Source organism: Haloferax sp. DFSO60 (assembly GCF_046557615.1).
GTDB lineage: Archaea > Halobacteriota > Halobacteria > Halobacteriales > Haloferacaceae > Haloferax.
The window spans coordinates 1,163,901-1,175,577 of the sequence record NZ_JBKIII010000001.1 but is presented as its reverse complement, the minus strand read 5'-3'; the positions used below and the strand labels follow the sequence as shown (position 1 = coordinate 1,175,577).

Genomic DNA, 11,677 nt, shown 5'->3' with positions numbered 1-11,677 from the left:
CTGTGCATCAAATCAGGGATGCGTGTGTGGCAGTGCCACCCGTAGAAATCGGCGGGGGTTACCGGGAAATCCGGCGTCCACCTTCGTCGATGACGCCCGCGACATCCTCGGGGTTGACGACGGCGATGTCGCCTTCGATTGTTCGCTTGAACGACGCGGTTGCGGCGGCCCACTGGAGCGCCTCGTCGATGCCGCCGCCGTCGAGGTGCTTTGCGAGGAATCCGCCGACGAAGGCGTCACCGGTTCCGATTGCATCGACCGTCTCAGCCTCGTAGACACCCTGTTCGTACACGTCGCCGTCGTGGAGTGCGAGCGCACCGCTCGCTCCCCGGGTGACGACAACCGTCTCGAAGTCGTAGTCGTCGGCGAGGCCACGCGCAACAGACTCTGCGTCGCCGTCGCGTCCGAGGACAGTTTCGGCGTCACGCTGGGCCGTGAACAGCACGTCGATGTGTTCGAAGAGCGCGCGACACGCCGTGCCTGCCTCCTCGGGTGACCAAAGCTTTCCGCGATAGTTGATGTCGAATGCCGTCTTCACGCCTGCTTCCTTCGCGGTCGAGAGGACGTCCGCAGTCGTCTCTCGAAGCGTTTCGGAGAGTGCGGGCGTGATTCCGCTCGTGTAACACCACTCGGCATCACGGACGCGTGAGAGGTCGAGTTCGTCGGGTTCGAGCGTCGTCACCGCCGCGTTGGCTCGGTCGTAGATTGCGTTCGTCGGGCGTGGCGCTGCACCGTGTTCGACGTAGTACAGGCCTTGGCGGTTGTCAGGGTCCCAGACGACGCCATCGGTGTCGACGCCGTGGCTTCGGAGTTCGCCGACGACGCGACGGCCGAGTGGCGAATCGGGGAGTTTCGAAAGCCATGCTGCGTCGCGTCCGAGTCGATTCGCGACGATAGCGACGTTACTCTCTGCGCCGCCCGCTTGGACTTCGAATTCGCGGGCCGTCTCCAGTCGCTCACCACGCGGCGGCGATAGGCGCAACATCGTCTCGCCGAAGGTCACGAGGTCAGTCATGCCAGTGGCTTCGCAAGCACCATATAAACGTCCGGCGTTGCCGTCGAACGTTTCTGACTCACGCGGATGTGAGGCGCTGTGAGAGGTAGACGAACGCGATTGGAAGGCTCAAGAATGGAAGCCCAATCAGATAGTAGAGCGGCGACGGCGTCCACCCCGAGTTGCGGGCGAGCGTCCCCCGGTCGAAGTGAATCGCGACCGGACCGACGAGGACTGCCAGTGCCGTCCCCCAGAGCCTAATCGAAACCCCGACCGAGTCGGACCACGGCGGCACCCCCGGACCCGTCGCTGCCGTGAGCAAATAGGACACGACGAGCACGAGCGGTCCGAAGCAAATTCCGAGTGCCACGAGGGGGTTCATCGTCTTCCGGTCACGCGGTGGTGACTTCAATCCTCGGCGCGGCGGCCACTGTGACCGGGGTAGTCGCGCTCGAATCGCGCTTCGATTTCTTCGCGGTCGAACTCGATGATGACGGGACGACCGTGGGGGCACGCGTAAGGGTTGTTACAGGCGTCGAGCGCCGAGAGGAGGTCCAACACGGACCCTTCTCGAAGCGACGTGTTCCCCGTAATCGACGGATAGCACGCGAGGTCAGCGAGCAGTTCGTCCGCAACGGCATCGACTGTCTTCTGCCCACCATCCCGCTCTTCTCGCACGAATGCAGTGAGCGCATCTCGGAGGAGGCCAGGTGCGAGTGCGGCATCGAAGATTGACGGGACTGTCCGAACTTCGACCGTTCGCTCGTCGGTTCGTCCCGCGTGGAAGCCGACTTGCGCCAGGGCGTCGCGGTACTCTTCGAACAGCGCCGCTTCTCGGGCAGTCAGTTCCAACGCCACGGGGTCAGCAAGCGCCTGTGTGGATGTATCGCCCGCAACCTCCGACTGAAGGCGTTCGTAGTTCACGCGCTCGTCGGCGGCGTGTTGGTCGATAAGAACGAGGCCTTCGCTCGTCTCGGCGACGATGTAGGTGTCCATCAGTTGCCCGAGAATCCGCATCGCAGGCAGTGTCTCGAACGCCGGTTCGAGCGTCGCTTTCTCACCCGAGAGGTCCTGTTGGGTCGTCGGTGCGGAGATGCGACGACCGGTCGATGCCGGTTGTTCGGGCGAGTCGGCAGTCGAATTGGAATTCGAAGTCGAACTCGCAGACTCGGTATTCGACCCCCACGAATCGGGTTTTCTCGCTCCGAACGACGACTGCTTCGGTCGGTCCGCCCCCGGCGTGAGGTCGTACTTTTTCGGAGGTGTTGGCGGCGTTGAGGATTCGGAATTCGCCGATGCTGTCTCTGTATCGACCGCCTCAGTACCGGACTCACTCGACTCGAATCCTGTAGCTGATTCGGCGTTCGAACCTCCGGTGGGTGGGCTACTCGTCGTTTCTGTCGAGGAGTAGTCAGGCGCGTTTCGAGCAGTCGAAACGTCTGGTCTCGTTGCGTCCGATTCTGGAGACTCGGTGGGTGCCTCTGAACCGACCGGTTCGGTTGGTGCGTCTTCAGTCATCGAACTCGGTGTGACTTCGGTCTGCTCGGCTTTCGAGCGCCCTCGCGGGGCCGACGAGCGAACGAGTCCGTTTTCGAGGAGCGCCTGTTCGATGGCGTCGGTGACTCCCTGTTTGACTTCGGACTCTGTGTCGAACCGGACTTCCATCTTCCGGGGGTGGACGTTCACGTCCACGGCGTCGGGAGCGACGTCGAGAAAGAGTACCGCGAAGGGGTAGCGGTCGGCGTCGAGTTGGCCACCGTAGGCGTCGAGGACGCCCTCTCGGAGGACACGAGCGGTGACGTACCGTCCGTTGACGAACGTCGAGAGGTAGTCGCGGGTGCTTCGCGTCGTCTCGGGGTGGCTCACCAATCCCCGAACCGAGACGCCCGGCGTCTCGTATTCGACGGGGACCATCGCTTCGGCGACTTCGCGGCCGTAGACCGAGAGTACGGTCGAAGCGAGGTCACCGCGTCCCTCGGTCGAAAACACTTCTCTGTCGTCGTGTTCGAGTGTGACTGCAACGTCTGGATTCGCCAGCGCGTAGTGCGTGACGACGGTGTTCACGTGGTCGAACTCTGTCGCCGTCGTCTTCAGGAACTTGCGTCGGGCGGGCGTGTTGTAGAACAGGTCTTCGACCTCGACGACAGTCCCTTCGGGACATCCTGCTGGGCGGATTGCTTCGACGTCGCCTCCTTCGTACTGAAGTTCAGTTCCCACGTCGCCGTCGCGGGGTTTCGAGCGAATCGTCATGCGCGAGACAGCGCCGATGGTGTGGAGTGCTTCACCCCGGAAACCGAGGGTTCCGACACCGGCCTCTAAATCTTCGATGTCGCTTATCTTGCTCGTCGTGTGTTCTCGAACGCTCAGTTCGAGTTCGTCTTCGCTCATACCGATGCCATCGTCCCGGATGCGGATGCCTTCGACACCACCGCCGTCGATAGCGACCGAGACGCGCGTCGCGTCCGCGTCGAGGCTGTTCTCGACGAGTTCCTTGACGACCGAGGCGGGCCGTTCGACCACCTCTCCGGCGGCGATTCGCTGAATCGTCTTCTCGTCGAGCTGTGTGATTTTGCTCATTCGGTCTCCTCCAGTTTCGACTGCCACGCTTGGACTTTCGCCATGAGGTCCAGCGGCGACGTGGCATTCACGTCTGTCTTCGCTAATTCCTCCAGCACGGCTTGGGTCTGTGGGTCGGTTTCGGACGCTGTCTCGGTCTGTTGGACCGCGGCAGTTCCGTTTTGCGCAGACTGTGACTCGCGCGCGTCACTCTGAGGTTCGGATGCGACGTTCATCTGACCACTTCCGATGTCGAAGACGGCTTGAACTGGCTCGGCGGACCCGGAGCCTCTCGCCTCGATCGCTTTCTCGTCGCGCAGGCGGTCCAGTACGTCCGTTGCGCGTTCGACGACTGGGCGCGGCACGCCTGCGAGGTCGGCGACGTGAATCCCGTAACTTCGGTCGGTCGGACCATCGACCACGGTCCGGAGGAAGGTCACGTCGCCATCGCGTTCGTCGGCGGCGACGTGGACGTTCGCCACTCGTGGCAGATGGTCGGCGAGGCTCGTCAACTCGTGATAGTGTGTCGCAAAGAGCGTCTTCGCACGGACTTCGTTGTGGAGATATTCGGTCGCGGCCCACGCGATAGAGATGCCGTCGTAGGTCGCGGTCCCACGCCCAACTTCATCAAGGATGACGAGCGAATCTTCCGTTGCCGAGTGGAGGATGTTGCTCAACTCCTGCATCTCGACCATGAACGTCGAACGACCCTGTGCGAGTTCGTCGAGCGCGCCCACGCGTGTGTAGATACCATCGACGACGCCAATCGTCGCCGAGCGAGCGGGGACGAAACTCCCGACCTGTGCGAGCAAGGTGATGAGTGCGACCTGTCGCATGTAGGTCGATTTGCCGGACATGTTCGGTCCGGTGACGATGAGAAAGCCGCGTTCGCGGTCCATGTGGATGTCGTTCGGGACGAAATCGGTCGTCGTCTCCACGACAGGGTGGCGACCCGCTTCGATGTTTAATGGGCCAGCGTCGGTGAGTTCCGGTCGAACCCAGCCGTTCCCTGCGGCGTGGGTCGCCAGCGATGCGAGCGCGTCCACTTCGGCGATGGTTCGACCGACGTCTTGCAGGACCGGTGCGTGTTCGGCGACCTGTTCGCGGAGTTCGCCGAAGAGTTCGTACTCCAAGTCACCGCGCGTCTCTTCGAGTCGCAAAATCTCTCGCTCTTTTTCTTCTAACTCCTCGGTGACGAATCGCTTGGAGTTTTTGAGCGTCTTAATCTGTCTGTAGTGGTCGGGCACCCGGTCGGCGACAGACTTGCCGACTTGGATGTAGTAGCCGTCGGTCTTGTTGCGGTCAACCGTGACGTGCGAGAGGCCGTGGGCTTGTTTTTCACGGCCGGCAAGCGTGTCAATCCACTGCTGGGCGGATTCGTGGCGCTCGATGAGCTCGTCCAACTCGTCGTCGTAGCCCTTCTTCAGCAGACCACCTTGGGTGACCGTCTTCGGTGGGTCTTCGGCGAGTGCGTCTGCGAGCGCCGCTCTGATTTCTGCCGCCGTCTCGCGGTCTGGTTGGGCAATCACGTCGGCCAGCGGCGTATTCGCCAGCGACGAGCCTTCGATTGCATCGGCGAGCGCCGGAAGGAGGCCGAGCGTGTCGCGGACCGAGAGGAGGGCGTTCGCGTCTGCACTCCCCGATGCCGCACGGGAGGCGAGGCGTTCGAGGTCGTAGGCGCCATCGAGTGTGTCGCGGATTCGCTCGCGGTCGAGGGCGGCAGAAGCGAGTGCTTCGATGGTGTCGAGACGGCGAGTGAGTTCGCTCTGGTCGCGTCGCGGGCGCGTGAGCCATTCGCGGAGGAGTCGGCCACCTGCGGCGGTGACCGTGTGGTCTATCGTGTCGAACAGCGACCCGGCTTTGTCGCCGTGCATCGTCTCGGTGAGTTCGAGGTTTCGCTGCGTCGTCGCGTCGAGTTCGAGGTGGTCGCTCGGTTGATAGACGCGAAGGCGCGTCATCGAACGCAGGACACCTGCGCCCGTCTCTTCGACGTAGGAGAGGATGCCGCCAGCGGCACGAATGGCGAGGTCGGAGTCGAGTCCGACACTCTCGACGGTCGAATCGCCGAACTGTTCTTTCACGGTGTGGCGTGCCCGGCCAGGGGCGAACGCGTCGGTCGCAAAGAGAGAGAAAGACGCGTCCGTAGCCTCGCGGAGTCGAGCGAGTACGTCGTCGTTAGTGCGAAGGTCCGGCCCGGGAAGGACTTCGACCGGCGCGAAGCGATAGAGTTCGGCGGCCGCGGTATCGACCGACTCGGTCTCTGTGACGAGGAACTGACCGGTCGTAATATCGGCGAACGCGAGACCGATACCGGATTCGTCGCCGACGATTGCCGCGAGATACTGCGCGTCGGCACGACTGGTTTCGAGGAGTGTTCCGGGGGTGACGACGCGCGTGATTCGGCGGCGCAGGTCGCCCGATTCGGTTTCGTACTGGTCGGCGACCGCAACGCGATAGCCGCGTTCGACGAGCGTCTTCAGATACGGCGTCAACTCTTTGAGCGGCACCCCTGCCATCGGATACGACGACCCGTGTGCCCCCTTTTGGGAGACCTTGAGGTCGAGTTCTCGGCCGACGAACTCGGCGTCGTCGGCGAAGAACTCGTAGAAGTCGCCGCACTGCATGGCGAGGAGGTCGGCGTCGGTCTCCTCTTTGAGCGAGAGGAACTGTCCGACGATTCCCTGCGTAGTCATGTACGCACGTGGGATGGGACGCGGATAAAACGCTACGATGACTCGGCAGGCGTGTCGAACGGGACACGACCGGACACCACATTTGCGAGTGAACAGTGAGTGACTGTCTCACTCCTGTTTCGTGCTACTACTTGCGCCCTCCCTTCCTGTCGATATCGAGCAATACTCCGGCGAGACTAACGCTGGCAACGAGTTCGAATTTGGTACCCAACCTGTCTCCAACGGCGCGCTCAACTCGGGCGTGCTGACCACCGATGGTGGGAGACCGACACAAGACCATCAACTAGCAACCGGCTGTCATTTAATTACATTTTTCGCGGTAATAATCAAAATTTCAATAGACTCACGTTTCTGTGGTGAGTACATATACTAAATTGCTGAGTAAAAGCGTACAGTTAAATAGATATCATCTGTGATAATATTGGCCACACAATTATGGTGTGGGGACTCATCACACGGACGCATGAACCTGCTTTCGCGGCTCGCCGCGCTGGTTCCAAGGGTCCGTGGGAGGGCACGACCCGATGGAGGGACACAGACAGACGGGGAGATGACGGTTTCGGCTGCTGCACAGGCACTTCCACTCGGTGGAATTCTCGATAGCGTTGGCACACCGGTGTTCATTCTCGACGCCGAACACCGCGTTATTGCGTGGAACGACCCAATTGCAAAACTCACGGGGGCGACTCCTGACGAAGCACTCGGCTCGAATCACGTGAGTGAGTTGTTCTACCCGGACGGTCGCCGGGCGAAGACACTCGCCGACAAGGTACTCGATGCACCGAGAACTGCGACGACAGAGTACGGCCTCGAACTCGCTAACGAGTCACAACTGCTTTACGAAGATTCGAGTACGATGACCGACCGAAACGGCGTCGAACGACACATCTGGTTCACGGCGCGTCCACTGTACGACGGTGACGACGTCGTCGGTGTCGTCGAGACGGTCCACGACCGGACCGATGTGGTGAACAAACAGCACGCGACGCAGGAACTCTTGGGTGCAGTCTCGGGAACGATTACCGAACTCACGTCCGGCAATCTCGCCGCTCGCGCATCGTACACTGACCACCGTGGCTTGCTCTCTGACGACGAACTCTCGGTTCTTTCAGACCTCAACGAGATGGCAACCCGATTCGAACGGGTTGCGACCGAAGTCGACGAGACGGCCGCCGACCTCGGCACGGCGGTTCACCACGCGACGACTGCCGTTGACAACATCCAATCGGAGGTCGAAGAACAGACCGGCTTGTTGTCGAAAGGTGCCGAAGAGATGCAAAATCTTTCGGCGAGTATGGAAGAAATCGCGGCCACTTCCGACGAAGTGGCTTCTGCCGCAGACCAAGCACGCGCCGCCGCCGAAAGCGGGCAAGAGGCGGGCCAGAGCATCCGAACGGCGACAGACGAGGTCATCGAAATCTCGGACGAACTCCTCGCCAGCGTCATCGAACTCCAACAGCGCATGGGTTCTATCGAGGAAGTCGTCGAAGTCATCGCCGAAGTCGCCGACCGAACCAACTTGCTCGCGCTGAACGCGAACATCGAGGCTGCCCGTGCTGGCAAGGCCGGTGAAGGCTTCTCCGTCGTCGCTGACGAGGTCAAGCAACTGGCGAATCAGACCCACGAACACACCGAAGAGATTGCCAAGAGCATCGAGGAGATTCAAGAACAGGCCGACGAGACGGTGATGGCTTCCGAGCAATCACACGAGCAGGTGCAAGTCGCATCCGGCGAAATCGAAGACGTACTCTCGTCGCTCAACGAAATCGCCAACGCCGCGGACTCGGCGGCGAACGGCATCACCGAAGTTGCACGCGCAACCGACTCGCAAGCGAGCAACATCGAAGAAGTCACCACGACGATTCAACTCGCACAGGAACACGCTCACGCTGCGGAAGACGCGACCGACGATATCGCCGATGCAACCGACGCACAGACCGTCGCGCTCGACGACCTCACTTCGCGCGTCGATGAACTCGTCGGCGGCGCAATTGCGACCGAAGAAATCCCTGACGAGACGTTGCACGCCGCAACTGACGGCGGGAAACCGCTCGACGACGACTCACTCGGTGGCTTCCAGTTCGGTCGCCACTAGCCTCTCACCCGTCTCTCACTTTCGTCCTTAGTCGAAACTGATTGCACAGCTATCGGTGTATTCGATGTCGTCTATCGACTGGACACCACCGTCGCCGCACACCGGACACTCTGGGTTCTGCCGATAGGGGACCGTCTCGAACGTCAGGTCGAGAGCATCGTAGAACAGCAGTCGCTCTTTCAGTGTCTCGCCAATTCCGAGGATGACCTTCACCGCCTCGGTCGCTTGGATACACCCGACGGTACCGGGAAGGACGCCAATCACGCCCGTCGTCGCGCAATCGGGAACGGTTCCCGGTTCGGGCGCTTCGGGGAACAGACATCGGTAACACGGTCCGTCGGGGTGGAGCGTCGTCGCCTGTCCCTCGAACTTGTAAATCGCGCCGTGAACGAGCGGAATCGCCGAGAAGCGGCAGGCGTCGTTGAGCAGATAGCGCGTGGGGAAGTTGTCGGTGGCGTCGATAACGACGTCCGCGCCTTCGATGTAGTCGTAGACGTTCGATGGGTCGAGACGCGCTTGTACTGCTTCGACGGTCACGTCGGGGTTGAGTCCGTGGACGAAATCCGCCGCGCTCTCGGCTTTTGGGATTCCTACGTCGTCGTCGTGGTGGATGACCTGCCGCTGGAGGTTGCTTCGTTCGACCACGTCGTCATCGACGATGACCAACTCGCCGACGCCGACGGCGGCGAGATATTCGATGACCGGCGCGCCCAAGCCTCCCGCTCCGACGACGACGGCACGCGCGCCGAGTAGTCGGCCCTGGCCTTCAGGACCGACTTCGTCCATGATGATGTGTCTCGAATAGCGGTCGAGTTGGGTGGCATCGAGCGAGAGTGTCATAGTCCGAGATTAGCAGTCGTGGCGAATAAACCCGCGGCCTGCGCTCTCTCGCCGGAAGCGACGTGCCTTTAGTCTCGCACTCACAGAAACGCATATGGTCGTGGAGACGACTCCGGACGAACTGCACGAAAAACTCGACGACGACTCGGTCGCAGTCATCGACATCCGAGACCCATCGTCGTACTCGTCGGGCCACATCCCCGGCGCGGAGAACCTCCCTGCGCAGAGTCTCACACCTGCGGTCTTCGACCGTGAGTGGCCCGACGAAGTCGTCGTCTCCTGCTACATCGGCAAGAGTTCCCAACGCGTCGCCTCCATCCTCGATTCGAACATCGACGCCGACGTATCGAGCCTCAGCGGTGGCTTCCAAGGATGGGAGGGCGAGGTTGCATCCGGAACCGAGGGCGGAGCAGACCTTGGACCGTCGTCGCCGTTCTAATTCTTACACCTGAGAGTCACCAGTCGCTCGGCACCGAGACCGGAGTGCCATCGCCTCGGTTTCGTCGCTGAAGGTAGAGCGCAAAGACCACTATCCCGCCGAGAATCGGCAGAAGGACGAACGCGACGAAGAAGCCGACTGCCCACACATCGGCTGTGTCCATCTCTCGGCGTTTCGCATCGCGGTATATCCACACCGACCCGAGCAGTGCCGCGGCGAAGAAGAGCGCACCGGGTCCAACTTCGGGAGCCATCGGCTATCGTTTTGAGTCAGGACCTAAGTGTGTGTCTGCCGACAGCAACTGCTCAGCAGTCGATAAACGAAGAGAAGTTGGAGTCGTTACTTGCCGCGGCGGCGACCGGCGCGGATGGACGGACGAACGTGTTCCGTACCCTTGCCACGGTGCTGGAGACCGCGTCCGCGCTTGCCCGAGTTCGTGAGGCCACGGAAGGCGCGACCGTCGTGGGTGTCGTCGCAGATCCAGTTGAGGTCGTCGTCGTTCTGGATAGCGGGGTGTTCGGGGTCCACGAGGATGACTTCCTGCCACTTCTGCGAACCGTCCTGACCGACACCGTAGGAGTTCAGCACACGCATGTTCGGGTACTTGCGCGATGCACGCTCTTCTGCGATGCGTGGGATGGACTTGCGGCGACCGATGCGGTTGACACCCTGACGCTTCGAGCGGCGACCTGCCTTGTGTCGCTGTTTGCGTGCGCCACCCTTGCGGACGGAGACGCGGACCACGACGATGCCCTGCTTGGCCTTGTAGCCGAGTTCACGGGCCTTGTCGAGGCGGGTCGGGCGCTCGATGCGCTCGATAGCGCCCTGCTGGCGCCATTCTTGCTTTCGCTGCCATTGAAGTTCGGCGAGTTTGCCTTCCTTCGGCGTCTTCCATGCCTCCTTGATGTGGGAGTAGAAGCTTCGTGCCATTGTAGTTCACCGCGGGCGCTTGCGATTCAGCCGGTGTGAAACATTCACGTCGGCCACATTTCGTCCCGTACGTAACGGGTGCCCACTGGCGGGCCCGCGTGCCAGCGAGTTGGCGGAACTACCTGAGGGGGAGGGTTAAGAACTTCGGATTGAGAGCGGGTGTGCGACAGAGAACCAATGGATGACGCTGGTGAACCGTTCTGTCAGCACATTATAATACGACAGCAGTGTCGTATCGAAACGTGCCCTCCCCGGACCCTCCATCCACGCAGAAACAAGCACTCGTCGCTGCCCTCCAGTGGGGCATGGTGCAGGCGTTCATCTTGGATACCGTCGGACGGTTGCTCCGAAATTACTATCGAGCGACGACAGACGTGTTCTCTACGCCCGATTGGGTGTTTTCGATTCTGGTCGCTTCACCGCTTGCCCTCGTCGTCGGCGGATACGGCGGCTATCGCTGGGTGACGAGCGGGCGTGCGGCGACTTCAGCCTCGGCGCACCGCAACCGCGTCCTCTTCGTCGGGTCACTACTCGTTTGTTGGACACTCGCCATCGTCCCCACGGTGGCATTCCAGTGGGTGTTCGATGACCGTTTGTTCACCGTGCCGTTCTTCCTCCTTCCAACCTTCGCAGCTATTTTCGCATTTGGTGCGGCGTACCACCTCGCCTATCGACTCGATGCAGACTGGTATCGTCACAACCGGGGCAAACTACTCGGAACCGCAAAAGGGGCGGTCGTTGGACTGGTTCTCGGTGTCGTCGGGTTCGTCGTCTACGGTGCCTATCTCTCGGCGACACAGACGAGTTACAGTCTCAGCGGCGGGCCAGGAATCGTCGTTGGAGTCTTTCTCGGGGGGCTTGCTGGCTACGCCTTCAGCGAGAACGAACGCGGTGGGGACCGTGCTGCTGAGTTCCTCACTATCTTCCTGCCGTCGGTACTCGTAGTTGCACTCGCGATAGGACTCGCTTCGGTCGCTCTCGCTGTGCTTGGTATGTCCGTGTCCGGGTTTCCTTCCTCGTTCGTCTCGGTTCTCGTACCGATTGTACTGTCGCTCGGGGTAGCCAGTTATCTGGCGTATCACGTCGAGACGACGTTTTACAGGCGGCTCGTTGGCCGATAGGTGTCATCG

10 protein-coding genes are annotated in these 11,677 nt (G+C 61.3%); 3 read left to right on the top strand and 7 right to left on the bottom strand.

Annotation, left to right across the window (positions count from 1 at the left end; translation table 11 throughout):
- Positions 1 to 58 precede the first annotated feature (58 nt).
- The 4 genes from kdgK1 to mutS are packed head-to-tail and all read right to left on the bottom strand — an operon-like array spanning position 59 to position 6,243.
- Complete coding sequence (kdgK1, locus tag ACK509_RS06200) at positions 59 to 1,015, bottom strand: bifunctional 2-dehydro-3-deoxygluconokinase/2-dehydro-3-deoxygalactonokinase (RefSeq protein WP_410765623.1); 957 nt, start codon at positions 1,013 to 1,015, stop codon at positions 59 to 61.
- 58 nt (positions 1,016 to 1,073) lie between these two features.
- Positions 1,074 to 1,376 carry a hypothetical protein gene (locus tag ACK509_RS06195; RefSeq protein ID WP_410765622.1) on the bottom strand — a complete coding sequence of 101 codons (303 nt, stop codon included), beginning with the start codon at positions 1,374 to 1,376 and terminating at the stop codon, positions 1,074 to 1,076.
- Between the two features lie 26 nt (positions 1,377 to 1,402).
- Complete coding sequence (gene mutL, locus ACK509_RS06190) at positions 1,403 to 3,571, bottom strand: DNA mismatch repair endonuclease MutL (protein ID WP_410765621.1); 2,169 nt, start codon at positions 3,569 to 3,571, stop codon at positions 1,403 to 1,405.
- Positions 3,568 to 6,243 carry a DNA mismatch repair protein MutS gene (mutS, locus tag ACK509_RS06185; protein WP_410765620.1) on the bottom strand — a complete coding sequence of 892 codons (2,676 nt, stop codon included), beginning with the start codon at positions 6,241 to 6,243 and terminating at the stop codon, positions 3,568 to 3,570. The genes mutL and mutS overlap by 4 nt, the downstream gene beginning before the upstream one ends.
- Before the next feature lie 463 nt (positions 6,244 to 6,706).
- Between mutS and ACK509_RS06180 the strand changes: the two genes are divergently transcribed.
- Positions 6,707 to 8,338, top strand: a complete 1,632-nt coding sequence (locus tag ACK509_RS06180; RefSeq protein WP_410765619.1) for a methyl-accepting chemotaxis protein — start codon at positions 6,707 to 6,709, stop codon at positions 8,336 to 8,338.
- Between the two features lie 27 nt (positions 8,339 to 8,365).
- Here the strand turns inward: ACK509_RS06180 and ubaA are convergent, their stop codons facing one another.
- On the bottom strand, positions 8,366 to 9,178 hold the full coding sequence (gene ubaA, locus ACK509_RS06175; RefSeq protein ID WP_410765618.1) for an SAMP-activating enzyme E1: 813 nt from the start codon (positions 9,176 to 9,178) through the stop codon (positions 8,366 to 8,368).
- A gap of 94 nt (positions 9,179 to 9,272) precedes the next feature.
- Here ubaA and ACK509_RS06170 point away from each other — a divergent pair, with 94 nt between their 5' ends.
- A complete protein-coding gene (locus tag ACK509_RS06170; protein WP_410765617.1) occupies positions 9,273 to 9,617 on the top strand; it encodes a rhodanese-like domain-containing protein in 345 nt (114 codons plus the stop codon).
- A 16-nt stretch (positions 9,618 to 9,633) separates the two neighbouring features.
- On the opposite strand, the gene ACK509_RS06165 is transcribed toward ACK509_RS06170, so the two are convergent.
- Entirely contained in the window at positions 9,634 to 9,870 is a 237-nt protein-coding gene (locus ACK509_RS06165; RefSeq protein ID WP_410765616.1) for a hypothetical protein, read from the bottom strand.
- A gap of 86 nt (positions 9,871 to 9,956) precedes the next feature.
- A complete protein-coding gene (locus ACK509_RS06160; RefSeq protein WP_410765615.1) occupies positions 9,957 to 10,547 on the bottom strand; it encodes a 50S ribosomal protein L15e in 591 nt (196 codons plus the stop codon).
- Between the two features lie 242 nt (positions 10,548 to 10,789).
- On the opposite strand from ACK509_RS06160, the gene ACK509_RS06155 reads away from it, so the two are divergent.
- Positions 10,790 to 11,668 (top strand): hypothetical protein, encoded by an 879-nt coding sequence (locus ACK509_RS06155; RefSeq protein ID WP_410765614.1) that lies wholly within the window; start codon positions 10,790 to 10,792, stop codon positions 11,666 to 11,668.
- Positions 11,669 to 11,677 lie beyond the last annotated feature (9 nt).

What these genes read in the sequence shown, in the direction of transcription:
- ubaA (WP_410765618.1), bottom strand. Translation starts at nt 9,178, where the DNA reads ATGACACTCTCGCTCGATGCCACCCAACTCGACCGCTATTCGAGACAC.
- mutS (WP_410765620.1), bottom strand. Translation starts at nt 6,243, where the DNA reads ATGACTACGCAGGGAATCGTCGGACAGTTCCTCTCGCTCAAAGAGGAG.
- ACK509_RS06195 (WP_410765622.1), bottom strand. Translation starts at nt 1,376, where the DNA reads ATGAACCCCCTCGTGGCACTCGGAATTTGCTTCGGACCGCTCGTGCTC.
- ACK509_RS06160 (WP_410765615.1), bottom strand. Translation starts at nt 10,547, where the DNA reads ATGGCACGAAGCTTCTACTCCCACATCAAGGAGGCATGGAAGACGCCG.
- ACK509_RS06170 (WP_410765617.1), top strand. Translation starts at nt 9,273, where the DNA reads ATGGTCGTGGAGACGACTCCGGACGAACTGCACGAAAAACTCGACGAC.
- kdgK1 (WP_410765623.1), bottom strand. Translation starts at nt 1,015, where the DNA reads ATGACTGACCTCGTGACCTTCGGCGAGACGATGTTGCGCCTATCGCCG.
- ACK509_RS06180 (WP_410765619.1), top strand. Translation starts at nt 6,707, where the DNA reads ATGAACCTGCTTTCGCGGCTCGCCGCGCTGGTTCCAAGGGTCCGTGGG.
- mutL (WP_410765621.1), bottom strand. Translation starts at nt 3,571, where the DNA reads ATGAGCAAAATCACACAGCTCGACGAGAAGACGATTCAGCGAATCGCC.
- ACK509_RS06165 (WP_410765616.1), bottom strand. Translation starts at nt 9,870, where the DNA reads ATGGCTCCCGAAGTTGGACCCGGTGCGCTCTTCTTCGCCGCGGCACTG.